Genomic DNA, 26,622 nt, shown 5'->3' on the forward strand with positions numbered 1-26,622 from the left:
GAGTTTGGCTGGAAAAAGAAGTCTTGAGAAATCGGGACTTTTTTTATTTACGGTCAATTTCTAAAGCGGGCTTCCGCGAGTTATTGCTTTTTATTCCCTCCGTTTCTTATCAACGAGCCAGATTAACAGACCCTACGTCATTTTAGTTTTTGGAATACATAAAGCCAATCAACGGACTTCTATTTTAAATTTTTAATTTTATATCATCGTAATCCGATTTTAGATAATCTAAATTTAATTGTATGACTGTAGCGGAAGTAATGACTCAATTAGAATCTTGGGGAAATCCGAAAACCAAAGAAGTTTTATTAAAGCACGGTGCTAGAGAGCCATTCTTCGGCGTTAAGGTTGCAGACTTAAAGAAAATCGTCAAAAAGGTCAAGAAAAACCATGAGCTAGCGATGGCTTTATATGATACAGGAAATTCTGATGCCATGTACTTAGCAGGATTGATCTCCGATGAAACCAAGATGACTAAGGCTGACCTGAACAAATGGGCTGAAGAAGCTTATTGGTATATGATTAGCGAATATGCGGTTGCCTGGGCAGCTGCTGAAACTCCTTTCGCTGAGGAAATTGCAGATGAATGGATTCAGTCAGATAAAGTAAATGTTGCTTCTGCTGGCTGGGCAACATGGTCTAATATTTTACTTCTCAAAGCTGATGAAGATCTAGACCTAGAAAAAATTAAGAGCCTCATGGCTAAGGCAGAAGAGGGCATTCACGATCATCAAGACAGAGTCAGTTATACTAAAAATGGTTTTATTCTAGCAGCAGGAGGTGCAGTAAGTGCATTGACTGATCTAGCTACCGAATATGGAAACCGAATCGGTAAAGTGAAAGTGAATATGGGAGAGACGGCATGCAAGGTTCCATTCATCCCCGATTATTTGAAAAAGATGAAAGAGAAAGGAAGGATTGGTAACAAGAAGAAAACGGTTAAGTGTTGAAAATACTACATACTGCCGATTGGCACATAGGAAAAAATCTTCATAAGGTTCCATTACAGAGCGAATTCAAAATGTTTTTAGAATGGTTGCTAGGTATCATAAATGATGAAGCCATAGATGTATTGTTGATTTCAGGAGACATCTTTGACTATGCTAATCCAGCTGCAGAAGATCGGAAAACCTACTACGAGTTTTTGAAAAGTTTAGTTGATACCAATACTAAAATAATCATCACAGGTGGAAATCATGATTCTGCAGGTTTTCTGAATGCACCACGTGAAGTACTAAAAGCTTTAGATATAGAAGTAATCGGGGAGGCGACTCATCCGATAAACCAAGAAATTATTCCTATTGTAAATGATGATGGGAGCGTTGAAGTTGTCATTGCTGCCGTACCTTTTCTGAAAGATAAAGACCTTAGAAATCGAAATGAGGCTGAAAAATTTGAAAGTAGGGTAGATGAGATTCGATATGGAATTCAGAATCACTATCACCAACTAGCAGAAATTATCAAAGATCAATATCCTAATGTTCCTTCTATCGCCATGGGACACTTGTATACTGTGGGTTCTGATCCTTCCGAAAGTGAACGTGATATCCACATGGGGAACGAAGCAGCAGTGGACGCTAAGATATTCTCGGATGCTTTCGATTACGTTGCGCTCGGCCATATTCATCGACCACAGATTATTGGGAAGAATGAATTCATTCGCTATTCTGGATCGCCTATTGCCTTGAGTTTCTCGGAAAAGAAAGATATAAAAAGTATAATCATATTAACAGTTGACGAAGGTGAGATCCAAAAACCTAAGCTTATAGAAGTACCTAAGAATCGGACATTGGATCGAATTTCTGGGAACTTGGAAGAAGTTAGACTTGCGCTAGAAGATTATGAAAACTCCTTTACCTTGCCGGCATTTCTTGAGATTATCGTTAAGGAAAAAGAATACAGTTCTGTCATTCTCAGTGATTTTGAAGAGCTAAAAACTTTGCACCAAGATCAGCCAAATTATAAGGTTATTAAAAGTAAGGTAGATTTCGAGCATGGAGCGAAAGACATAGATGCGTTATTTCTAGAAGGTGAAAACATCGAAGATCTAAAGCCTACTGAAGTTTTTGCGAAGAAAATGGAGTCTGAAAATATAGATGATGCTTCTAAGGAATTAATGAATGAAGCTTTTTTAGAATTGCTATCAATTGTGATGAATGAGGATTAGGAAAATTAGTTTTAGCAATATTAACAATCTGAAAGGTGGACCACACGTGATCTCCTTTGAAGAAGAGCCATTGAAATCTTCTGGAATATTTGCGATTACGGGACCTACAGGATCAGGGAAGTCTACGATCTTAGATGTTATTACACTCGCTCTTTTTAATCGGATACCACGTTATGATGGTAAGATTTCTGATAAGAAAATGCAAGAATTAGGCTCAGTAATTACCCATCATGCTAAAGACGCCGAAGCTGCTGTGGAGTATGAAGTAGGTGGAAATCGATACACCTCGAAATGGTCCGTTCACCTCGCTAAGAATAGCGGTAAGATTCAGCCATATGATATGTCTATCAGTGATGTCAGCGGTAATTACTTAGATCTGAAAAGAAGTGATGTTCCTGCGAAAAATGAAGAAATTATTGGTTTAGACTATGAGCAGTTTGTTAAGTCTATCATTCTCTCTCAAGGTGAATTTTCTAAGTTTCTAAAATCTACGGTTAATGAACGTGGAAAGCTCTTAGAAAAGTTAACAGGAGGAGATGTATATCGAAAAATAAGTCAAGCCGCTTATCGCAAAGAAAAAGATATTGTTCAGCAGCTCAAATTTGAAAAATCCTTATTTGCAGAAATTGAGCTTTTTACGCCAGAGAAAATTGAGGAAGTAAAGAAAAACATTGACCTATACCAAAAAGAGATTAGCAAGCTAGAACAGGTCATCAAAAATGATGTGGAAGTCTTACAAGTTAAGACATCTCTGTCCTCTATTTCGAAGCAGTTAATTGAAAAGAAGGAGAAACTACTGCTTAATCAAAAGAGCTTAGATGCTTTTCAAGAAAAGGCCGAGCAGGTTAAAGTGCATGAAAAGGTCGTTGTCTTTAGTGGCCAATTATCGCTGCACGAAAAATCATCAGAGCTTTTACTCAGAACCGCATCAGAAATTAAAGCTAGACAGCAAGAATTGAACTTGGCTCAAGAGCGATTTACGAATTCGATAAAGGAACTAGGAAGCCTGACCAAGGAAAAAGTTGAGGAAAGCAATTTCAAAACCATCTTAGATACATTTGAATCCAAGGTGGTTGCTTTAGACTTTGAATTGCTCAATTTGAAAAAGAAAGGTGGGGAATCTCGTGAAAAAATAAATGAGAAGTTATTAAATTCTAGGCTTGGACTGAATGCTAAAATATCTCCCAATGAGGCCTTAACCTCACTCGCTGAAATCAAAGAAAAATTAACAAGCCAACTGTCCTCAATTGGTTTTTATGAAAATACGCCGACTTCAGATCTCAAAACCCAAATCAAGGATAAACAAGAAAAGATAACGCTATACCGAAATTGGCTCCAACTATCAGAGTCTCAAGAAAAGAATCTAGCCACTAAAGCTACTTTGACCCAAAAGATAAAAGAAGATCAGAAGACTTTAGAAAGCAATAATCCATTACTAGCAAGTAACCTAGCCTTGATTAAATCTCTGAAAAGCCAAATCACGCTATTAGAGGCTCGAAGAGATGATGCACTGAAAATTGCCAAATTAGAAGATTTTAGAAAGGAACTTGTAGATGGAGAGGCTTGTCCTCTGTGTGGCGCAGTCGACCATCCATACACTGTTCACTTGCCAGAAGAACAAGAAAATGAGATTAAGAAGGCAATTTCACTCAACCAACAAGAAATTGAAAATGTAGAGCAGGTTGCTCGACAGCTGGAGCAAAAAATAAGTACTGCGAACACTGCTATAAAGATAAATTCAGAAACACTTGCGAATCTATCTAGTAGTATTTCAGAACATGAAAAGGCCATTAATGAAATCGCTCAGAAATTCTCGGCGAAGCAAGATCACGAACCGTTATCACTGAAATCCGAAATACAAGTAGAAGAAAAAGCAATTGCCGCATTAGAAAATGGTCTAGAATCGTTAGAACAACTAAAAATTGTCAATGATTTAAACCTTGATTTTCAAAATTTAAAGGAATTATTGTCTACTTATGCCAGCGTCAATGCTCAGCGCCAAGAGCTTTATATCGGAAAAGATATTAAGCAGGAAACCAATAAGTTACAAGACTTATTTACCCAAAACAAATCTTTGATTGCTAAGCTTTCAGAGTTCTTAGAAGAAAAGCAAAAGCAATACCTTAACCTAGAGAACGACATTAGTAAAATCGAGGAAGAGTTAAAGCCTGAATTAAATAATTTTGGTGTTCCGGATATTCAATCTATGAAAACTTTACTGTTGCCTCAGTATAGTTATGAGGCGTACAAAAAAGAGGAAACAGCAATTCATGATGAGCGGAAAAATCTCCTAGCAGAACAAAATCAATTAGAAAGTTCTCAGAAGGAATTAAAAGAAAAAGATAACGCAGTCGATAAGGAGATAGAAGTTATTCAGAGCGAAATAAAAATTAATGAGACTCGACGAAACGAGCTTAATGCAGAAATAGGCGGATTAAAATCCATGCTAAAGGAAGACTCTGATCGAAGAGTTAAGCAGATGGATCGTCAGAAAAACATTGAAAAATTAGAAGAGGAGAATGAAAAATGGAGTTTGCTGAGCAGACTAATCGGTTCTGCAAATGGGGATAAGTTCTCGAATTTTGCACAAGGACTAACGCTTCAGAATCTACTCGTTTTTACGAATAGAAGATTGAAAAATCTTACAGATCGCTACCTTCTGGATAAACCTGGACCTGATGGCACCTTGAGTGTTATCGACTTGTATCAAGGGAATACAGAACGAGCGGTAACAACATTGTCAGGTGGGGAAATCTTCATTCTGAGTTTGGCATTGGCACTTAGTCTTTCAGATATGGCGTCTAGAAATGTCTCTTTAGAAAGTTTATTTATAGATGAAGGTTTTGGGACTTTAGATCAAGAAACATTAGACATTGCCATGACTACGCTGGAAAAGCTTCAGTCAGAAAGTAAGAAGATGGTTGGGATTATTTCCCATGTGGAAGCACTGAAAGAAAGGATCAATGTACAGATCCAGTTAAAAAAGAATGCTCAAGGTTATAGCAGAATCGAAATTGTTAGCTAGAAATGTGCGCTAAGTGATGCCTGCAATGCCATGCATAGTGCAGTAAGTTCTCACCTAATGAAGATTCTGCATTTTTTTCTGGATGATAATACGTTTTCGCAAAATCGTCATCGGTCATGTTTTCTATGACCACCACCCATCTTTTGTGTAAACTATCTAATATATCTAAAGAAAGATCCACAGGCAACTTAGCATCCGGTAGTTCTGCCCATGCTGCTTCATCATAAGCTTTAATCGTAGGAGTATCTTCTGTAAGTGCTAATTTGAACCGAATGTAGGCATTCATATGGCTATCTGCACAATGATGAACCACTTGTCTTAATGTCCAGCCCTCTGGTCGGTAAGGGGTGTCAAGTTGGTCTTCAGTCAATTCCGCACATCGTTTGCGCATTAACGAAGGAAATTCAGCAATGGTAGCAATTGCTTGATCTTTGTTTTCAGAAGTAAATTCTTCGTTTTGATCTTTACCTATTGGGTATTTTAAGTGCTCTAAATCCATATTATAAATCTTTAATTTCTGATTTGAGGCTCTTTCTGTCTTCGTAGCCTTTTAATAAGTGCTTTTGAAGCTTGCCCAATTCTTTATCCCACTTATTCTTACGAAGGAAAATTAAAAGTCTTTTCATTTCGGAAGAACTTTCTATGCCCATGTATTCACTTAAATAGAGATCACTTATCCTGATAAGTACTTCTGTTAGGCGGTTGCTTCGTTCGGAAATGTACTCTGCAAATTCGTAAATGTGGGATATGGCGTGATTCGAAGTTGACATGTAATCGATCAATTCTTCCACTTTATCATCCTCTTGTAAGATTGCGAGGTAGAGCCGTTGAAATTCTTTTAGTTTTTTGTGTGCAATTTTGCTTTTTATCGTTTCGAAGAAATCGTCTATCGTGTCTGGATAACTCTCCTTCAGCAGACGATAGAAGTACATGTCTTTATGTATGATTAGGTTAGTCATAGCCATATCTGTAAGCTCTTTTTTACTACCTATCTGCTTTAAGACTTGTACGTATTTTTTAACTAAGAACGCATCTCTGATCTGTCCATTGATAAAGAAAAGCTCAAGAAAATCTTTTAAACCTTTATAAGCCTTGAATTCATACAATCGGTCACTAATTCGATATATGGATTGACTACTGAGCGTTGGCGTTTTTTGTTCTTTGACTTCGATTCCTTTTTCAATGTAATACTGACGAATGGTCCATAATTTTTCTAATTCGTATACATGAAGCAAACTGGAACTTAATTTTCTATTGAGGATCTCATTTAAGATTGTTTCCTTAGAATCTAAGCTTAGTGGATTCAGAAGAATGATCAACAAATTCTGCTCCGCATGAGAAATATGGTAGTATGAACGTTCTGCGAGATCCAGACCGAAAGCAACTAAGTCCTTCCGCAAAGAGGGAGCAATATCTAATTCAATCAAAAGTCTGAATCGTTTGTGAAAATGCTTTTTGGCCTGTAAGATTTCTTCATTTTCAGAATTGGTCCAATGGTTAACATAGGCCGCTTTAGACATCAAAGTCTTTATAATATAAGAAGCCTCTTTGTATTGTTTTAGTGAAACCGCATCGTCGAATTGCGCGTCAAACTGTTCTGAGATAGTTATAAACTGCTTTATATTCTGGAAAGAAATCCGATAATCCACGCCAGTCGCTGGTCGGATTACTGAATTTAGTATGTTTTCATATTTGTCTTCATTATTCTCAAGCTCTATGGACCTTGCGAATGTTGCTTTCAGTGAAGTCGAAAATTTCTTATTTTTCTTAGCAAATGTTCTTACAAAGTTTTTTAGGTCTTCGGGATCTATCTGATTAAGAATATTCGGAATACTTAGTTTCTTCGGAACAGATCTAACCACTTTCGCACCTTGCTTGACATTTTTAGTTTTCAGCAAGCGAAGATGGTAGAGTGATGCAATGATATGCTTGCAACTTCCATTTTCAGTAAAATATGTACAGTCGCAAGAGTAGTTTAAGACCTTACTTGGACTGATAAGGATTTCAATTTCGTAGGAGATACCGTCTTTAATTTCATAAGACCAGAGGTTTTTTTCTACTTCTTCGAATTCGAGCACCGCTTTTTTCTCATAGAGAGCTTCTCCAGGAGCTATAATCTCTGGTGGAAAATGTAATTCAAAATGCTCTAATGAGAAGTTCATGATTTCAGTTTATTAATCAGAAAAACCTAAACCTTCTTTCTGAACTAATAAAAATAGTGCTAATAGATGAGAGCATTGGCAAAAAAGAAAGTATTTTTTATCCTATCTTTGCTTCATTAATTCGGAGAACCGATAAACATGGCCATATAGTGAAAAAAATTATATTTATAAGACACGCTAAATCATCATGGAACTCAGGCGTAAGTCGTGATATTGACCGTCCTTTGAATGCAAGAGGCAAAAACGATGCTCCTGTAATGGCTAAAGTTTTAAAGAATTACTTCCATAAAATAGACGGAATTATAAAAAGCCCTTCGAAAAGAACTACCGAAACATCTACTTACTTCCAAGAGACTTTTAACCTGAATAATGACGTTGTTTTAACAGAAGAACAATTATATCATGGTTCAGTGGATAATCTGATGGATGCCATTCAAGGGTTACCTGAAGACTGGGAAAGTGTGATGTTGTTTGCCCATAATCCAGGGATGACTTACTTAGCAGAATATCTAGGTATGACAGAGATCGTTAATGTTCCAACATGTGGAATGTTAATCGCTGAAAGTTCGACTGATGACTGGGCAATGGTTAATAATAAAAATACTAAAATTTTAGCTTTTGAATATCCTAAGAAGTATAGTAATTAGTATCATCGCAATTTCTTTTTTCAGTTGTGAGGAAGAAAAGAGTAATTTGACTGATGAAGAATTGGCAACAATTGTAGCGGATATGCATATTACTGAGAATGCGATCGGAAGACACGACTTATCACTAAGAGATAGTCTGAGTGTTATTTACCTTGAAAAATTAGAAGAAATTCACGGAATTTCGAAAGAAGAAATGAAGCGTGAGGTGGAATTAATGATGGATAATCCTAAGCGTCAATCTGAAATTTACGGCATTGTAATTAGGAGATTGCAAGCGATAGAAAAGGAAGTTAAAGAAGAGAATAAATCTAAAGATAAAGACTAAATATAGAACCAGATGAGTAAAGCAAGAATCTTGTTAGTAGATGATGAGCCGGATATACTAGAAATGCTAAGCTATAACTTGGAGAAAGAAGACTATAAAATAGAAACAGCAACCAATGGTTTAGATGCCATCGAAAAAGCTAAAAGTTTTTCACCAGATCTAATTCTGCTTGATATCATGATGCCAGAAATGGATGGTGTGGAGGTCTGCTATCAATTGCGCGAAAATGATCAATTCGCAGATACAATTATCGCCTTTTTAACGGCAAGAACGGAGGACTTTACTCAGATTTCAGCACTAGAAGCTGGCGGTGATGATTTTATTCTTAAGCCTATTAAACCCAATGTATTCAAGTCGAGGATTAAGGCACTTCTTAGACGAAACGATAAGAAAGATGCTAAGAAAGAGAAAGTTAAGTTCAAATTCGGTCCCTTAGTGATCAATACTGAAAAGTATAATATCCGCCTTGATGGAAAGAAAATAAAAATGGCTAAGAAGGAATTTGAACTATTGCTTTTGCTTACTTCTAGTCCTGGAAAAGTATTTAAGCGGGAAGAAATTCTTAGAAAAGTGTGGGGTAGGGAAGTGATAGTGGGCGATCGAACGATAGATGTGCATATCCGAAAACTAAGGGAGAAGATTGGCAATGATTATTTCAAAACCTTAAAAGGTGTAGGTTACAAATTTGAATTTTAATGTTTAAAAATCTATCGCCTTCGAGGCTTACGCTATATATCGCAGTTCTTGTTTCGATCTGTAATATTGCTATCCAATATCTATTTTCTACGATCAATGGAATAAATTTTAATCTTGGACTTCTATTGATTTCAGCAATAGCGAGTTTCATTATTTGCTACTTTATCGTTCGCTATTTCATTGCGAAATATTTAATAAAGAAGATACGCCTCATCTATAATATTATCCAACGATCTAAGTTCGGGAAATCTTCTACCATTAAATTACAGAAAGGACTCTTAGCAGGTAATGTATGGCAAAGTGTGGAAGCAGATGTTGCTAAATGGGCTAATGTGACCGAAACTGAAATTGAAAACCTGAAAGAATTAGAACAGTATAGAAAAGATTTTGTAGGGAACATTTCCCATGAACTAAGAACACCTATTTTTACCATACAAGGATATATTCACACGCTTCTGGAAGGCGGATTGGAAGATGATAATGTAAATGTTCATTTCTTAGATCGAGCCGCAAACAATGTTTCTAGGTTGATTAATATCGTTGATGATTTAGAGATTATTTCCAATTTAGAGGCAGGAAGTGATACACTCGTGCAAGAAGATTTTGATCTGAAATTGCTCACAGAAGAAGTCATCGACGATCTAGCTGTTCAGGCAAAACAACACGATATAGAATTAGTATATAATGAGAAAGCTCCTAATTATATCGTAAGAGGCGATAGAGAAAAGTTTAGACAAGTTTACAATAATCTGATTTATAATTCTATCAAGTATGGCAAACCTAATGGAAGAACTAAAATCAAATTTTTAGACCTTGATCAGTATATTTTAGTAGAGGTTTCAGACAACGGAATAGGGATGGAAGAGAAACATCTTAACCATGTATTCGACCGTTTCTACAGAATCGATAAGTCTAGGTCTAGAGATGTAGGAGGATCGGGATTAGGACTTTCCATTGTTAAGCATATTGTCGAAGCGCATGATCAGACGATTAATGTTAGAAGTACACTTGGCGAAGGATCTACTTTTGGTTTTACCATAGAGAAAGTGAAAAAATAAATGTAGGGTCAATTTGTAGGTCAATGTTAGATCAAGGTATAACTGATCATTCAATACCAATCTAAATGCTATAATTCGTAGCTTGATCAAGGCATGATGTAAATTGGGAGATAAGAAGCAGTATTTAGGGATCTTCAGCATTAAAAAAAAATATGATCTTAAATCCTTTGTAATCAACACATTAAGTATTATCTTAATACAAAAGAAAACCCCGTTTTTTACGTTGGAAGCGGAAAAACGGGGTAATCTTAAAAACTATTAAGATGAAAGTACGCCGAATTTCTGAATTTCAAGCAAGAATTGACTTTCCAAATTTTGATTCACATTTTTAAAAGCATTTAGAGGGCTTTGAACAAAGTTCACTTGGATAATTAGGCACAAAAACTCACCAACAAAAAGGTCAAAATACTGAGTGCAGATGCTATCTATGCAACTAATTCAAATCGAAACTATATCCCAAAAAGGAGTAAAAAAACGGATTTTAAACCCAAAGGAAGACCAGGTAGACATAAGGAGCATAAAAGTCAACTTTCCAAGATGATCACTAAAGAAAGAGCAAGTCGATTAGAAGGTAGTTTTGGAGCAGATAAAGAGTACTATCTTCTGAATAAAATCAAAGCTCGAAATAAGGAGACAGAAATCTTGTGGATTTTTTTAGGCATCCACACCTCCAATGCGCTAATTATTGGTCGTCGAATGGCGAAAGCAACTAAAATTGCAGCCTAACCAAGATATTAAACTATATCATTTACTCTAAAATCCGCCTTGAAAGAAGGGCGTTAAGAAATTGATTCCCGAGTGTAAGCAAAAAGAGCAAATAACTGTCTGACGACCGAAGGAAGGAGTTTTATTTGCCGCGGGAGGCAGAAGCAATTTTAGACTTTCTTTCACAGCGGTGATCTTTTGTTTCTTTTGCATGGCAGGCAAAAGAAAGGCGAGCTAAGTTGCGCTTCTCCTGAATATCCCTATTTAGATTGATTAGTTTTCTGTCCAGTTGCTATCGCATAAAAGTGTGATAGCTTATCTAACGATTCAATTGCAGAGCTGAATTAACTGCGAATAAAGTACAAGAAATAATGCTAGGTCTGATTAAGTAAAAAACTATGATCTAAATTTAACGACTGTCTTTTCAGGAGTGTTACTTGAAATTTGTGTTTCGTCTTCAAATTTTACATCATCAAGTTGCTCGATGATCCGATCTCTAGATTCGAAAAATTCAGGTAATTGATCTTGTGGCATCGGCTCTGGTGGAGGAAAGTTCTCTTTTAGGTGATTTACTTGTCTTCCATTTTTCCAAAATCTAAAGCATACGTGTGGACCTGTAGCAAGTCCTGTTGAACCTACGTGGCCGATTACATCTCCTTGTTTCACATGTACTCCAGGTTTAATTCCCGGTGCGAATCTTTGCATGTGAAGATATTGCGTAGAGAATGTTTTATCATGCTTGATTTTCACATACTTTCCGTTTCCTTTAGTATATGCAGCCTTGGTAACAACACCGTTACCCACAGCAAGAATAGGCGTTCCGTAAGGCGCAGCATAATCTGTACCTAAGTGCGGCTTTCTTCTTTTAAGAATTGGATGCAATCTGTTCATATTGAAACTACTGCTGATTCGAGAAGCTTTAACAGGTGACTTTAAGAATCCCTTCTTTGTAGGACGACCTTCTAAGTCATAAAAACCTGAATATTCTTCGTTCTCATAATACACCGCGTAATATTGATTATCAGCATTCTTATAATATGCTCCTTTTAATTGCCCTATTCCTACCGGTTCACCATCGATATATCTTCTTTCGAAAATCAATTTATATCGATCACCGTCTTGAATATGATAAAAGTCAATAGACCAAGCCAGTGCATCCTCCATTTTTTCAATTAAAACTGGACTAAGACCTTGCTCTTTCATTGACATCCATAATGATGATTTAACAATTCCTGCAGTGGATTCCACAGTAGTTGTAACATCTCTCTCTATTATTTTCACATCTAAAGTATCCCTTAGATCATAAACAACGTATTTAAACGGATCTGGCTGATAGACAAGACATTCTGCTGCTGAGCAACTGTCTTTCTGAATAATCGCATATTTCTTTCCAGCTCTAATATTTCTAACACTATAGATGTCTTTCGCTTTTTCCTCTAATTGGAAAACTTTGCTAAGACTCACATCATACTTCATTAAAATGTCAGATAAAAACTGATTAGGGAAGAGCGTATGTTCTTGGATATGATAATCATCTTCAGAAAACCCAAACTTCAAGTTTTCGATGGGTTCTTCCGTTGGGATTTCAACAATCTCCTCGGTTGGAGTTATTTTATTTATATCTATAAAATTGTAAGCTGTTATTAATGCAACTGCGACTAAGCAAATGATGACAACATCGTAAATTTTAGGTCTTTTTTTATTCTCTTGCTCCACTTTAGTAATTACTTATCGAGTTATATCTTATTTTAAAATCAATTTAAAAGTAATATTTTACTTCTAAAACTCAAACTTTAAACTAGATATATATGATAAAAAAGTTTAATTTGTTTTTATTTCTTCGGCATTCCTTTTATTAAACGAAAGTTTTCCTTTCCTATTATACTTTAAGACACCTAAATATTAAACAATATTAAGACAACTATTTTACATTCTAACCCTATTCTAGACATCTTTTTTTTAACCCTCTCTAACACCTATTCTGAAAGTTTATCATTATTTTCGGTCTTCTATGAAATCGATTAACGCGAATGGGCATATCATTTCCTTTGAAGAGCCTAAAATTATGGGAATTCTGAATGTAACTCCAGACTCCTTTTATGATGGAAATAAGTTTAATGCTGTTGATGCTGCCATTCTTCAAGTAAGTAAAATGATTACTGAAGGTGTTGATATTCTAGACATAGGAGCGGCTAGTTCTAGACCGGGAGCAGAAACCTTGACAGCCGAAGAAGAAATCTCACGTCTGAAGCCGATTTTATCTGAAATCAAAAATCAATTTCCTGAACTGATCATTTCTGTTGATACCTACCTTTCTAAAGTTGCTTACTTCGCAATAAACAATGGAGCACAGATTATTAATGACATCAGTGCCTTCGAAATAGACAGCAAAATGTTAGATGTGGTAGAGGAAACTCAAGCTCCCTATGTTCTCATGCATATGAAAGGACAACCTAGAACGATGCAGGCGAATCCATCTTATGAAAGTGTCACAGAAGAAGTTTTAAAATTTTGCATTAAAAAAATAGAACAACTTAAGGCGAGAAGCGTCAAAGATTATATCGTAGATCCGGGTTTCGGCTTTGGAAAAAGCATAGATGATAATTACAAACTTTTTATGAACCTAGAAGTCTTTAAATTGCTAGAAGCGCCTATCTTAGTTGGGATTTCTAGAAAGTCTATGATTTATAAACTGCTAGGTATTACTGCTAAGGAATCATTAAGTGCAACTTCTGCGTTACATTTACAATCTTTGTTTATGGGAGCGAATATCTTAAGAGTGCATGATGTGAAAGAAGCGAAACAAACAATAGATCTTTATAAAATGTTGGTTAAACATAATTAGTGACACACTTTGAGTGTTAAATATACAATGGCAAATGAAAAAGTAAATACGGACGATAAAAAAAAGAAATCCATCGGGTTCTTTGCCAGATCGGTGATTGTTTTATTTATGGTTATCCTCTTTATTTTGACATTTCTTACCTCCATTTTATACGTACCAAGTATCCAGAATTATGTAGTAGATCGAGTCGCATTTAGGGTCTCTAATAATATTAATGGAGAAATTAAAGTAGGTAACGTCAAGCTTAATGTTTTTAAAGGCCTTGTCCTCCAAGATTTTGTCATTCTGGAAAAGATTTCAGGTGATACCTTAATTGCAGCAGATGCTGTAAATGCAGGATTTGCGGATAATTTGTTTTCATTATTTAACAGACAAGCTAATATCAATACCGTTGAGTTAACTGGTGTTTCGCTGAAAGATGAAAAAGGTACAACCTCTGCTTACAGCAAACTTGCAAGTATATTTAGGAATGAGAGCGTTGGAGAGGATACAGGTGAAAAGAAGGAACCATTTGATATCAATATTAAGCAGCTGAATCTGAATGATTTCGAATATCAATCTGTGGATAGCATTAAGGGGGAAACGCGCTATGTCTTCATGAAAAGAGCAGAGATAACTATCGATAGCATCGATATTCCAGGTCAGAATTTTAATATCTCAAAATTTGAGGCAAATGCTCCACATTTTGAATTAACTTTTTTCGAAAGGTCTGAGAGTGAATATGTGAGTTCTTCTGTCTCTATCGATGATTCTACATTTACCATTCCTGATACATTTGATTTGGTGATCCAAGAAGCACATTTAGAAAATGGTATTTTTATTTTACAAGATTTGAATAAAGTGCCGACCGGTATTGCTAACGAATTCGATCCAGCAATCATCGAAGCAAAAGAAGTAAATCTAGACATTAAGGATTTCTATGTCAATTCAGCAGCTGAAATAGTTGCTAAAATAGAAGCTGGTAGTCTGAAAAGTCAAGATGAAATGATCGTCATTAATGAATTCTCTTGTGATGAATATCGATTAGATCAGAGAAGGATGACTTTTCAAGGATTAAATCTAATTACGAATAATAGCCATGTTAAGGATAATTTGATCTTTAAGTTTAGAAGCATCAAAGATTTTAATGATTTCAATAATCGGGTCATTATGGAGGCCAATATCACTAAAAGTAAAGTTGGAATTAATGAACTGATTTACTTTGCCCCGAGCATGAAAAAAAGTGACTTTTTCTTCAAAAATCAAAAGCGTCAGATCAATTTTGATGGAATCGTAACTGGAAGAGTGAATAGCCTTAACGCGTCGAAAATGAAAATAAATTTCGGCAATGAAATAGCAATAAAAGGGCGAATGAATTCTAGAAACCTAGAAGATGTAGAAGATGCGATATTGAATTTAGGGCTTGATGAGTTTTCTATGACGGTTGCGACATTGAGTGAAATCATTCCAGGATTTAATCCTCCGCCCAATTTCTATAAATTAGGTAGGTTAAATTTCAATGGCAGATTTGATGGATATATTCAGGATTTTGTTGCATTTGGAGATTTGACTTCAGATCTAGGAAAAGCAGACCTGGATATGCGTCTGGATTTAAAAGATGGAGCTGAAAACGCTCAGTATTCTGGTAGTGCAGTATTAAGAGCGTTCGATCTCGCTACTTGGTCTGGGAATACAGATTTCGGAATGCTGGAAGTAGAAGCGACAGTTAAAAATGGAAAAGGATTAAGACTTGAATCAGTGAATGCAGAGCTCGCAGCGAATGTGAATATGCTTGAATACAAGGGATATGTTTATGAAGATTTCAACATGGAAGGTAAGTTCGAACAGAATTTATTCGATGGTATTTTCGAAATTTCAGACCCTAACATTGACCTAGATTTTAGCGGAAGTATAGATTTTACTGATAGTATACCCGTGTATGATTTCGAAGCTCAGGTGAATGCATTGAAACTAAAAAAACTAAATATCATTGCTGAGGATTTCGCACTCGAAGGTAATCTGGAGATTAATGCGAATGGGACTGATATTAACAATGCCCAAGGAACTGCATCTGGTACCGAATTTATCCTTTATAAAAATGGTAATGAATTCAAGTTAGATAGTTTTGATCTTCGAGCGAAAGGTGCCTTCCCTAAAAGAAGAAACTTTGTGCTTAATTCTTCCTTAGCAGATATTGAGTTGAATGGTTTCTTCAAGCTAGAAGAACTTCCTGATGCATTTATTTCAGGTCTTAAGACGAACTATCCTAATTTTACAAAGAGATTGAATCATATCAAGTATCCTAATCCTAGTCCTGGCTATGATTTTAATATCAATATGACGATTAAAGAATCCGAAGATATATTCGAAGTATTGCTTGGAGAATCTATTTTTATTCAAGATGCGACGGTATTGGGTCGGATCAGTAATATCGATAATCGATCTGCCCTCGATATCAGTTTTCCATTTCTCGAGGTGAATGGCAATGTATTCGGTGGGATAAAAGGGGATTTATTTGCGCAAGCAGAAGAAGGGAAGTTGGATCTAGTGGTGGAGTATGCGAATATTAATGGGGTTGATTTTTCTCCAGTAAAAATTGTCGCTAACGCAGGAAAAGAAGAATTGCATTTTACCATTAATAGTGCTGAATTAATCGATAGTTTTACCAATATCACAATCGATGGAATCCTAAGAAATGAAGATGATCTGTTTAATGTGAGGTTCGATAATACCAGTTTCGATGCATTCGGGAGCACTTGGGCATTTAATGATGAAAATAACGTAGTGTTTGGAACAGAGTATTTACAGATAGATAATTTGGTTTTGTCTGATGGCGTACGAGCACTAACATTTGATGATATAAACAATAAAGGTGTTGCGATGAACATCAGCTCATTGAGTACATCATTTTTTAACCGTTTATTCAAAGCTGATTTCCGAGGTGATATCAATGGTTCTGTGGAAGTGGCTAATGTATTTGACTTCAAAGGTTTCAATGCTTCTGTTAGTATTCCTAAATTTGGATTCAGGCAACATCAATTTGGGTTAGTCAATTTTGATGCTTCAAGTCCATCTCTAAAAGAACCTATTGAATACAAATTAGTCGCTTATGATAAGGATAAAAATCTGAATTTTAGCGGTGCATATACGATCGCAGATAAAAATAATAAAGGGAAATTAAGGATTAATAATTATCCACTGGATCTACTTGAATATATTATCGATGATGGAATATCTGAAACATTCGGGACTGTGGATGCAAGTGTATCTTATGATGGCCCGATAGGATATCCTGAAATTTCTGGTAAAGCTGAAGTTAAAGAAGGTGGCTCTAAGATTGACTACCTCGGTACAAGATATAAAGTCGGAAAAAATAACATTCAGTTCTCAGATGGTTATATTGATTTCTCAGATGGTATTCTTATAGATAGTAGAGGGCAGGAAGCAATAGTGCAAGGTGGATTAAGACACGAGGCGTTCAGAGATTTCTCTGCAGACCTTAGAATCAGATCACCGAAATTCATTGCATTGAATACATCGAAAGAAGACAATCCATCGTATTATGGATTTGCACAAGGTGAAATGGATGTTCTTTTCTCTGGTCCATTTGAAACCATATTGATTTCGGTAAATGCAACAACCGGAAGAAATACGGTATTGAATCTTCCAGTTGAGTATACTGCTGAGGAGTATAGCACAGACTTTATCGAAATTATCAATAAAAATGCTCCGAAGAAAAAGGTAAGTAGAGAAGATATTAATCTAGAGGGTTTGAGTCTGGATATGAATGTGAATGTAACTCAAGATGCTAAAGTGGTCATTCTATTCGATGAAACAGCCAAGGATATATTAGAAAGTTCCGGACGTGGCGCGATTCAATTAGCTATCGATCCAGAAGGAAATTTTGAGATGTTTGGGAATTATGAAGTGGTTAGTGGTCAATATTTGTTTACCATACCATCGTTACTCGTTAATAAATCTTTTATCATTCAGAATGGAGGGAATATAGAGTGGACGGGTGATCCTTTAAATGCGAATCTGAATATAGATGCAACATATAGGGGGTTGCAAGCATCACTTGATAAATTCTTAGCGGAGTACTTGCCAGAAGGAAACGTAGGATTAGCGAATCAAGCCAAGCAAAGAGTGGAAGTAGCGTTAACGATGGATTTAGGAGGGACGATGTCAACTCCAGATATAGATTTTGATATTTCCTTTCCGAACTTAACAGGTGAATTGAAACCATTAGCTGAAGGACGGTTAAGAACATTAGAAACGAACCAAGATGCTTACAACGATATCGTATTCGGCTTGATTTTACTAAGAACATTCTTGCCTCCGAATCAAGTTGGAAATAGTATTTTGAATAGCGGTAATTTAATTGGTACAGGCTACAGTACAATTAGCGAATTCGTATCGAATCAATTTTCGATTCTCCTTTCAAGTATCTTCGATGAGGCGCTAGAAGGAAATTCCTACTTCTCAGGTGTAGATGTAAATTTTGCAGCCAATAAAAATTCGAATGTTTTTGCTCAAAACAACAATGATATCCTGCCAGATGAATATGACATCAATTTGGTTTCTAGTTTCAATGAGGACAAATGGAACCTTCAGATAGGTGGTCGATATGTAGTGAATAGCGTTTTCCTCGATGTAGGCGAATACTTTGCACCTGATTTCGTAGTCGAATACTACATTACAGATGATCGACGGTTAAAGTTGAACCTTTATGCTCGATCCGATTACGATACTACCAATTCTAGGAAACTGCAATCTGGAATCGGTATAACCTATAGAAAGGAATTTAATAACCTTTTCGATTTTGCTCGTGAAATCAATGAAGTTGCACAGAAAGGTGACGCGCTGTAGAATTAGTCTTTCTATCGAATAAAAGGAATAACACTTACCATATTGGATGTTAATATCAGTTGCTCAAAATGGGTATATGTAGGCATATTTAGCCTGATTTCAGTAGAAAAATCAAACTTTGAAAAATATATGTGCCGTTAGTTCCTTTTTTAATACCGAAGATCAAATGTAGGTGGGAATAACCTATAACACATTATATATTTGAATCATAGTTAGAAAGCTAATTAGAACCATAAGTCCAAATTACCTAAACCATTTTGAAAACATTACCCCTAATTACCAAAATTTCGAGCTATGCCTAATGATTCGAAATTCCAAGCAATAACCTTATTGCTGCAACCTTAAACCCTCAAAGAGCCTACTTATAATGAGTAGGCTCTTTTTTTTATCTTTGAGGTAAAATTATCTAATTGATGAGTGTTCAGTTTATTCCAGCTGATGGATGGAAAAAGTTAGAGTTCGATAAGTTAATCGAGCATATTCAGCCTTATTGCCTTAGTGCGCATACTAAAGAGCAACTATCTAAGATGCCGATATTGACTCAAGTAAGTGAGATTAAAACTATCTTTGAAGAACTCGCTGAATGGAATCTTTCTATAGAAGAAAGAGAAGCCGTACAATTATCTGCGATTGTACCAATCATGGAAGACGTATATCTTTTGCAAAAAGAAGGCTATGTTCTTTCTGTTGAGTCCATCATTAACATCAATGAAGTCATACAGAATCATCGTCGAATTTCTGCACATTTCACAGAAGCAAAGCAAACTAAATATCCCGTCCTTTTCAATCTTTTTCAGCAAGTTAACATGGAAAAGCAAGTTTATCCTTTAGTTGATAAGGTTTTCGATGAAGAAGGAGAAGTGAAACCGAATGCAAGTCCAGACCTCGCTATTATTAGCAAGCAGATCAAGTCTAAGCAGAGAGCAATCGATTCCGAGTTTAATAAACTGCTGACCAAGTACCGAAATCAAGGAATGCTTTCTGATACCTCGGAAAGTTATAGGAACGGAAGAAGAGTGCTGACTGTTCCCGCTGAAAATAAAAGGAAAATAAAAGGAATCATTCATGATGAATCGCAGACAGGAAAGACGGTATTTATAGAACCTGATGCCATCATCCCATTTAATAATGATCTTTTCGATCTGTATGCGGATCGGAAGCGGGAAATATATAGGATTATTAAGCAGTTATGTAATGATCTGAGGCCATATGGAAACGACTTTTTGGATTCTTTTAATCTTCAGATACATTATGATGTCATCCAGTCGAAGGCTGCCTTCAGTAAACTTATTAACGGAGTTATTCCTAATATATCAGACCAGCCGGTATTATCCTTTAAGAAAGCCTATCATCCGCTATTGTTGATTAAAAATAGTAGAGAGGATAAGGAGACAGTTCCTTTTGAATTGGTACTTCATGGACAGAATAGAGTGCTGATGATCAGTGGACCTAATGCAGGAGGGAAGTCTATTTTGATGAAGGCAGTAGGACTTATACAGCTAATGTTCCAAGCAGGAATTCCCATCCCAGTTGATAGTGACACGACGATGGGAATCTTTAAGAAAATCTGTATTGATATCGGTGACCAGCAATCGATAGAAGATGACTTAAGTACCTATAGTTCTAGATTAAAGAACATGAAAGAGTTCACGGAGACATTGGACAGAGACAGTTTAGTGTTGATAGATGAGTTCGGATCAGGGACAGATCCCAAGATAGGAGGAGCGATAGCAGAAGCTTTGCTGAAGAATTTTATTTTGACAGGTTGTTCTGGAGTCATAACGAGTCACTATTCTAATCTGAAGTTATTCGCCTATAAGACTAAAGGAATTGTCAACGGCGCAATGATATTCGACCAGAAAGAACTTCAAGCGACGTATGAAATGAAAATTGGTAGACCAGGAAGCTCATTCGCATTTGAAATTGCGTCTAAAATTGGACTCGATCCTAAGATTTTAAAGTATGCAAAGTCAAAGACGGGAAAAGATAATGTAGAAGTGGAGACGCTTTTGACAGATCTCCAGAAGGAAAAGCAAGAACTAGAGTCGAAGGTGGGTTATCTAGAGAAAAAGAGCCAAGATTTAGAAAAGTTAATTAAGAACTATGAAGTACTTCATGGAGAGTTAGAGTATAAGCGAAAGAAGCTGAAAATGGAGCAGAAAGCTCAGAAACTCGGTGAGAAGAATGAAAATAATAAGCGGGTAGAAAGATTGATCCGAGAGATCAAAGAAGAAAAGAATATTGAGAAAGCGAAAAAGCTATCGAGAACACTAAAAGAAGAAAAGAAAGGCCTGAGCACCGATATTGATAAGTTAAAAAAGGACGTTTACTACGCTAAGGATATAGATATATCTCAGTTTAAGAAAGGGAGTTTTGTGAAGTTGAAAACGGGAAGTGAAATCGGGAAGATCTTAGGAATAAAGAAGAACAAAGCGGAAGTGTCTATAGGTATTATGAGGATGTTTGTTCCACTTACAGAACTGATTCCAGCGCGAGAGCCGATCGAAACGAATAGAAGAAAGAGTGTAACGTCACAGTTTACAAGTAACCACCAGGATGTTGATGACAAATTAGATATCAGAGGATTTTCGATGGGAGAAGCAGCAAAGATTTTAGAGGGATTTCTTGATAAATTTTTGCTCAGTAGCAATTACGAAGTGAAAATTATTCATGGAGTGGGGACGGGTGCACTTAAAAAAGTGGTTTGGGCCAAGGCGAAAGACTATAAAGACTTCAGTAATATTTTCCATCCAGAGGAAGAGGCTGGGGGAGAAGGCGTTACGATAATTCAGAGTTGATGTTATCGCTTCCTAATACTCTTCTGATGTTATCGCTTCCCGCGATGACATCAATATTGGTATAACAGATCTAACATCGCTAGAAGCGCTGTCAGATCGACAAATCACTTTCAGATCAAAAGGAAATTATTTTGATGTTATCGCTTTCCCGCGATGACATCAATATTGGTATAACAGATCTTACATGGCTAGAAGCGTTGTCAGATCGACAAATCACTTTCGATCAAAATGAAGTTGTCTTGATGTTATCGCTTCCTGCGATGACATCAATGTTTTTAGAACAGATCTAACATCATTAGAAGCGCTGTCAGATCGACAAATCACTTTCAGATCAAAAGGGAATTATTTTGATGTTATCGCTTCCTGCGATGACATCAATGTTGCTATAACAGATCTAACATCGCTAGAAGCGTTGTCAGATCGACAAATCACTTTCGATCATAGGGGAATTATTTTGATGTTATCGCTTCCCGCGATGACATCAATGAATTAAAGCGTTATTTTCTCCTAGACTATTCTCCTATCTCATAGCCTTACTGGATGTCAGACCATGAAATAGGAGAATAGTATGAGTTCGTTATTTTAATCTTGGATCGATCATTCATTGATATTAACTGGACCGAGAACACTTACTTTACCTTTTTTAATATAGATTGACGGACTATTTAATCCTGTGCAAGAGTTTAGAAAATCTACATTTTTCAATGTTGTCTGAGGTGTAAATATTTCAGTATCCTGGCCTCCATAAGGGGCTCCATTATAAATAGTATTACAAATGAATGTTGAATTTTTAATATTTAATGTTGCATAAGACGCATTCATTATGGCAACTGGGTTATTAATGCCTGCGATTTGAAAATAATATTTATTATTAATGAACTGACATGAATCTATTGTTAAAGTATTTGTAGCATTGAGATTCGACATAAGAATAGCGCCAGCCCCACGATGACTCTCATTGCCTTCGAATATTGTATTAAAAAATTCAACATTTGTGTTCGTATTATCCGATATCGCAAAACCAGCTTCACCTTTTAAATCTTTAAAATAGGAGTTTTTAAAAGATACATTCTGATTATTGGTATATGTCAAAAACATTCCATTCTTTGATCCTGTGATTTTCAGGCCATCTATAATGTAAGTGCCCGATTCACTGCTGGTTAGGATTGCATAGTTTTGTGGAGTATTTCCTCCGTTGCTTCCATCCACAATCGTGTAATCATTTTCTGAATTTGCAAAAGACCTCTGATTGTGTCTAACTTCACCACCGATAAATGAACCGTATATGGATACTCCAGGAACTATTCTTAACATATAATTCGAATTATCCGCATCAGTATAGGTACCTTTTGCTACCCAGACTTCCTTACCAGAAGAAGCAGCATTCATTCCTACATTCAATGCAGTATATGCATTAGCCCAGCAAGTTCCATCATTACTGCCTGTAGCATTCGAGTCAACATAAATAACATTTGAGACAGCACCTGCACATTCTATTTGATTTTCATAAGCACCTAAATCGATAAAATTATAATATACTCTTAGATCTCCACCTAGATCAAATTGCTCCAAATTAACTTCTTTGTTTCCGGCATTAATAGCTGGTGAACTAGCTTGTAAGCGAAAATTACCTCCACCGATAAATTTAGGATCCATTCCTCCTAAAATATTTTCAGTACCTGTTGTATTAGCAGTAAGTGCTAATAACATTGAATAATTAATTTCAGTGGAACTTCCTTCTGCATTGAAAATTTCTGTTTGATTATTGTATAAAATAGAATTTTCTATCATAACCTTACCCTCGGCATTTTCAATTTCTGAGAAGACTGTATTGTAAAGTACCCCTCCTTGATTTGCTGTATTATAGGAAAATGTACAATTAATAATCTCCGACATTGCCTCCCCTTCATTCGCAAAGTTAAAGATTGCTCCTCCTTGGTTTCCTCCTAAACTGGTGTGTGCTGTATTATTGTCAAATAAACAGTTAATAATTGTTGGACTGCTTATCCCGAAACTAGCATCATTAAATATCGCACCACCGTACTTAGCAGTATTTCCTCTGAAGATACAATTTTTGAAAATTGGGCTTGCTTCTCCATACAATGCATTATTATATACTGCACCTCCATAATTATTTGAATAATTACTTTCTATTGTACACCCAATTATACTTGGGTTTGCTTTTGAAAATGAACCATCAATATAAATTCCAGCACCATCTTTAAGTCCGAATGCTTGATCAGCAGATCCTCCTCTTATTGTGAAGCCATCTAAGACCATTTCATCCGTTATCCCACCTAATTCGAATCTACCGTCGATATATACCGTATTGTATGCTTGCTGTCCATCGTTATTTAGTAAATCTCCATTAAGTATAGTTGGATTAGTTGTAGCATCGCGTTGATTTAAGGCAGTTTCGCCCCCTGTAAATCCACCATATATTTTTATGTTTTTGTTAATGTAGAAAGTTTTGTTTCTAGCATCCATGTTCCCCCCTCCAAGTCTATTTTTACTTGGCTTATAGGTGCCCTGCGCGACCCATATTTGATTGGATGACTGCGCAACATTTATAGCATCTTGCAGATTATTAAAAGCAGTTTCCCATGTGGATCCTGTTTTACATCCATCGGCATTCGCATCTACATATATGATATTTCCTAAGGGTGGTGTTGTCGTTGAAATAATTTCATATGCACCTATGTCTATTAAACCTTCTAATATTCTAGGCTGTCCATCTAAATCGTACATTTCTGAATTATAAGTATTCTCGCCTGCATTAACATGTGGTGAACATGACTGTAGTCTAAGGTCTCCTTCAGCTAGATCTTGAAATACTGGGTCTATTCCGATCACAGATGAAACTTCTTCGTAGTCTACACTTTGGCCTTTAATGACATCTGATCCATTTCCGTAAATGATAGAGTTTTGTACGGTCAGTTTAGATTTCCCACTAACATATACACCTGCGGGATAATTAGAAGCAATTGTAGTATTAGTTAATTTGATGTTGATGGTGTCTGACCACGGCCTCACAGAAATAGCACCACTTAAATTTCCTTCGTTGGTATTATTGTTGAAAAATCGAGAATTAATTACCTCTGCACCAGTTTTTCCATCTGAAGCTGAGTCGCACCATAAAGCGGAACCATTCCTTTCCGAAAAATTATTTTCAAAATTACAATTTATGATTTTAGGATTCGCGATTCCATTAGACGTCCCGTCTATAGTTATACCCGCTCCACCAAGTGAGGAATAGTTATCTTTGAATGTACAATTAGCAATTATTGGTTCAACTTGATTACTTATTTCACCAGATTTTCCTCTTCCTACCAAAATTAATCCTGCTCCTCTATCATCTATATTTTGTTGATTTGTGTCAGAACGCCCAGCTTTAATAGTAAAACCATCTAATTCGAAGTCATTGCTGATTACATTCTCACCAATTAAACCGCGTATATACACTACATGATATACGCTGTCAGCACTAGTACCAGTGCTTCCTATTTTTCCAGAAAGTATGGTTTCATTGTTTCTAAAATCTCTCTCACTTAAACTATTCTCAGTACCATTAAAACCTCCGAAAACTTTAAGGTCTTTATTTAGATAAAATGTCTTCTTCCTAGGGTCAGTAGGGTTTGTATTTCCTGAAATATCACTGCTAGGTAAGTAAGTACCTGCAGCTACAAATAAAGTGTCACCTTTATCAGCAGCATCGATAGCTTGTTGTAGATCAGTAAATGCATTATCCCAATTCGATCCAGTTTCACAGCCTGTTGCATTGCGTGAAACATATATAATGGTTTGGGAATTAGGCTGGTCATATTCAGATTCATATGCGCCGATATCAATGAAATCACTTTGAATTCTAGGATTACCATCTAAGTCGAATGGTTCATTATTTAGAGCGTTATCGCCTTTATCTACAGCACGAGAACACGCTGTCAATCTAAGATCTCCATTTTCAATGTTAACAAATAGTGGATCTATTCCAATCAGAGATGATTTGAAAAAATCTTCGTACGGTCCATAAGTTTGTATGTCCGTACCGTTGTTATTATATACGATGGTATTTTCTAAACGTAGTTTATAATCCTTATTGGGCCCATTATCATATGCCAGAATCCCGGCTGGAAAATTGGAGACAACTGATGAGTTGACCAATTTAATATCGACAAATCCTTGATCCGGTCTTCCAGCTATACCTGCTCTATATCCACTATTATCTCCTCTATTATTAAAGATTTTACAATTGTAAAGTTCAGTTCTAGCATCTCCTTGCTTGCCATCTATCCATATTGCAGATCCTGTAATACTTGAGAAATTTTCTTCGAAAATACTGTTATAGATTAATGGATAACTTTTACCATTTAGCCCATTAGCTAACAATCCTCCACCACCTAGATAGGCGTGATTTCCTTTAAATATACAAGATCGAATAGTCGGACTACATTCATTTCCCACTCCTTCACCATCCAGATATAACCCGGCTCCTCTATCTTGTTTTTTTGATGAGGAAGTCATATTAGCCTTACCACCTGTAATAGTGAATCCATCTAGGACAAAAGCTGAACTGATCTTATTGTTTCCGCTTCCCCCTTTCAAGTAGATAACATGATAAACACTATCAGCCTGGGTACCAGTGTTTCCGATGACTCCTGTTAAAGTGGTTTTATTAGAAAGGATATCTCGTTCAAGAAGTGAAGATTCAGTGCCATTAAAACCTCCATATATTTTGAGATCTTTTTTAATATAGAATGTCTTTTCTCTAGCATCTACTGGATTCGAATTTCCTAGCGAATCCTGAAGAGGCAAGTATTCACCTTCTGCTATCCAGATCACCTCACCAGTTATTGCATTATTAATTGCATCTTGTGGATCGTTGTATGCATCAGCCCAAGAGCTTCCGTCGTTATTGCCTATAGCATCGATATCTACGAAGATCGGATTTTGTGAATAAAGATTTAAAGAAGAAAAAATAAGAAAGAATAGAATAATTACAAAATTAACAGGGCTCATCACTTTTTATTAAATTTTTTATATTAAACATAAGGTTAGTTTATGCAAACCTCCCCTTAATTCTAGGTTGGAATGCATTAACTAAAATCTAATTTGCTACTTGGGGTTATGCAGTTTAGCTAGACTATTCTTATTAGTCGAGGTATACTGAAAAAGGTCAGATCGTAATAATAGTTTTTCTTACAGAATAATGTAGAAGGTCAATATTTACCGCTATTTTTAAACCTTAATTTCGTTGTTATTTTGGAGATTTATCATTGAATAATGGCGTACTCTAAGAGTTTATAAATCTATGAACTCAGCCTCTTTACATCGGTCTTACCGCGCTAA

General features: G+C 36.1%; 16 protein-coding genes. 12 read left to right on the forward strand and 4 right to left on the reverse strand.

The features are described 5' to 3' along the window. The first annotated feature begins 242 nt into the window (after window positions 1-242). The 3 genes from L2586_RS17080 to L2586_RS17090 are packed head-to-tail and all read left to right on the forward strand — an operon-like array spanning window position 243 to window position 5,192. Window positions 243-950, forward strand: a complete 708-nt coding sequence (locus L2586_RS17080) for a DNA alkylation repair protein (RefSeq protein ID WP_235294146.1) — start codon at window positions 243-245, stop codon at window positions 948-950. Next, window positions 944-2,167, forward strand: a complete 1,224-nt coding sequence (gene sbcD / locus L2586_RS17085) for an exonuclease subunit SbcD (protein WP_235294147.1) — start codon at window positions 944-946, stop codon at window positions 2,165-2,167. The genes L2586_RS17080 and sbcD overlap by 7 nt, the downstream gene beginning before the upstream one ends. Beyond that, a complete protein-coding gene (locus L2586_RS17090; RefSeq protein WP_235294148.1) occupies window positions 2,157-5,192 on the forward strand; it encodes an AAA family ATPase in 3,036 nt (1,011 codons plus the stop codon). Before sbcD ends, L2586_RS17090 begins: the two co-directional genes overlap by 11 nt. Here the strand turns inward: L2586_RS17090 and L2586_RS17095 are convergent. After that, window positions 5,185-5,691: a YfiT family bacillithiol transferase gene (locus L2586_RS17095; protein ID WP_235294149.1), complete on the reverse strand. Its 507-nt coding sequence runs from the start codon at window positions 5,689-5,691 to the stop codon at window positions 5,185-5,187. The two genes, L2586_RS17090 and L2586_RS17095, sit on opposite strands and share 8 nt — an antisense overlap. A gap of 1 nt (window position 5,692) precedes the next feature. Then, window positions 5,693-7,354, reverse strand: a complete 1,662-nt coding sequence (locus L2586_RS17100; protein ID WP_235294150.1) for an SWIM zinc finger family protein — start codon at window positions 7,352-7,354, stop codon at window positions 5,693-5,695. Window positions 7,355-7,503: 149 nt separating this feature from the next. On the opposite strand from L2586_RS17100, the gene L2586_RS17105 reads away from it, so the two are divergent. From L2586_RS17105 to L2586_RS17125, 5 genes are all read left to right on the forward strand, one after another. Beyond that, window positions 7,504-8,001, forward strand: a complete 498-nt coding sequence (locus L2586_RS17105) for a SixA phosphatase family protein (RefSeq protein WP_235294151.1) — start codon at window positions 7,504-7,506, stop codon at window positions 7,999-8,001. Beyond that, the gene (locus L2586_RS17110; protein WP_235294152.1) at window positions 7,973-8,326 is read left to right on the forward strand and encodes a DUF4296 domain-containing protein; all 354 of its coding nucleotides are present in this window, start codon (window positions 7,973-7,975) and stop codon (window positions 8,324-8,326) included. The genes L2586_RS17105 and L2586_RS17110 overlap by 29 nt, the downstream gene beginning before the upstream one ends. Before the next feature lie 12 nt (window positions 8,327-8,338). Continuing rightward, window positions 8,339-9,022: a response regulator transcription factor gene (locus L2586_RS17115; protein WP_235294153.1), complete on the forward strand. Its 684-nt coding sequence runs from the start codon at window positions 8,339-8,341 to the stop codon at window positions 9,020-9,022. Further along, window positions 9,022-10,080 (forward strand): sensor histidine kinase, encoded by a 1,059-nt coding sequence (locus L2586_RS17120; RefSeq protein ID WP_235294154.1) that lies wholly within the window; start codon window positions 9,022-9,024, stop codon window positions 10,078-10,080. Before L2586_RS17115 ends, L2586_RS17120 begins: the two co-directional genes overlap by 1 nt. A gap of 423 nt (window positions 10,081-10,503) precedes the next feature. Beyond that, on the forward strand, window positions 10,504-10,806 hold the full coding sequence (locus L2586_RS17125; RefSeq protein ID WP_284284042.1) for a hypothetical protein: 303 nt from the start codon (window positions 10,504-10,506) through the stop codon (window positions 10,804-10,806). 375 nt (window positions 10,807-11,181) lie between these two features. On the opposite strand, the gene L2586_RS17130 is transcribed toward L2586_RS17125, so the two are convergent. After that, on the reverse strand, window positions 11,182-12,501 hold the full coding sequence (locus L2586_RS17130) for a peptidoglycan DD-metalloendopeptidase family protein (protein WP_235294155.1): 1,320 nt from the start codon (window positions 12,499-12,501) through the stop codon (window positions 11,182-11,184). Between the two features lie 295 nt (window positions 12,502-12,796). Between L2586_RS17130 and folP the strand changes: the two genes are divergently transcribed. The 4 genes from folP to L2586_RS17150 all read left to right on the forward strand — a co-directional run bounded on the left by folP (window position 12,797) and on the right by L2586_RS17150 (window position 21,566). Beyond that, entirely contained in the window at window positions 12,797-13,630 is an 834-nt protein-coding gene (gene folP / locus L2586_RS17135; protein WP_235294156.1) for a dihydropteroate synthase, read from the forward strand. A 27-nt stretch (window positions 13,631-13,657) separates the two neighbouring features. Next, window positions 13,658-18,478, forward strand: a complete 4,821-nt coding sequence (locus L2586_RS17140) for a translocation/assembly module TamB domain-containing protein (RefSeq protein ID WP_235294157.1) — start codon at window positions 13,658-13,660, stop codon at window positions 18,476-18,478. 413 nt (window positions 18,479-18,891) lie between these two features. Then, window positions 18,892-21,276, forward strand: a complete 2,385-nt coding sequence (locus L2586_RS17145; protein ID WP_235294158.1) for an endonuclease MutS2 — start codon at window positions 18,892-18,894, stop codon at window positions 21,274-21,276. Between the two features lie 134 nt (window positions 21,277-21,410). After that, entirely contained in the window at window positions 21,411-21,566 is a 156-nt protein-coding gene (locus tag L2586_RS17150; protein WP_235294159.1) for a hypothetical protein, read from the forward strand. A gap of 307 nt (window positions 21,567-21,873) precedes the next feature. On the opposite strand, the gene L2586_RS17155 is transcribed toward L2586_RS17150, so the two are convergent. Beyond that, the gene (locus L2586_RS17155; protein ID WP_235294160.1) at window positions 21,874-26,292 is read right to left on the reverse strand and encodes a choice-of-anchor Q domain-containing protein; all 4,419 of its coding nucleotides are present in this window, start codon (window positions 26,290-26,292) and stop codon (window positions 21,874-21,876) included. Between the last annotated feature and the right edge of the window lie 330 nt (window positions 26,293-26,622).

Origin of the sequence: Portibacter lacus (assembly GCF_021533215.1) — a bacterium.
GTDB lineage: Bacteria > Bacteroidota > Bacteroidia > Chitinophagales > Saprospiraceae > Portibacter > Portibacter lacus.

Excerpts from the sequence above, each read along its gene's own strand:
- L2586_RS17120 (WP_235294154.1), top strand. The coding sequence starts at position 9,022 with ATGTTTAAAAATCTATCGCCTTCGAGGCTTACGCTATATATCGCAGTT.
- L2586_RS17100 (WP_235294150.1), bottom strand. The coding sequence starts at position 7,354 with ATGAACTTCTCATTAGAGCATTTTGAATTACATTTTCCACCAGAGATT.
- L2586_RS17140 (WP_235294157.1), top strand. The coding sequence starts at position 13,658 with ATGGCAAATGAAAAAGTAAATACGGACGATAAAAAAAAGAAATCCATC.
- L2586_RS17095 (WP_235294149.1), bottom strand. The coding sequence starts at position 5,691 with ATGGATTTAGAGCACTTAAAATACCCAATAGGTAAAGATCAAAACGAA.
- L2586_RS17150 (WP_235294159.1), top strand. The coding sequence starts at position 21,411 with ATGTTATCGCTTTCCCGCGATGACATCAATATTGGTATAACAGATCTT.
- L2586_RS17090 (WP_235294148.1), top strand. The coding sequence starts at position 2,157 with ATGAGGATTAGGAAAATTAGTTTTAGCAATATTAACAATCTGAAAGGT.
- L2586_RS17145 (WP_235294158.1), top strand. The coding sequence starts at position 18,892 with ATGAGTGTTCAGTTTATTCCAGCTGATGGATGGAAAAAGTTAGAGTTC.
- folP (WP_235294156.1), top strand. The coding sequence starts at position 12,797 with ATGAAATCGATTAACGCGAATGGGCATATCATTTCCTTTGAAGAGCCT.
- L2586_RS17080 (WP_235294146.1), top strand. The coding sequence starts at position 243 with ATGACTGTAGCGGAAGTAATGACTCAATTAGAATCTTGGGGAAATCCG.
- L2586_RS17155 (WP_235294160.1), bottom strand. The coding sequence starts at position 26,292 with ATGAGCCCTGTTAATTTTGTAATTATTCTATTCTTTCTTATTTTTTCT.
- L2586_RS17115 (WP_235294153.1), top strand. The coding sequence starts at position 8,339 with ATGAGTAAAGCAAGAATCTTGTTAGTAGATGATGAGCCGGATATACTA.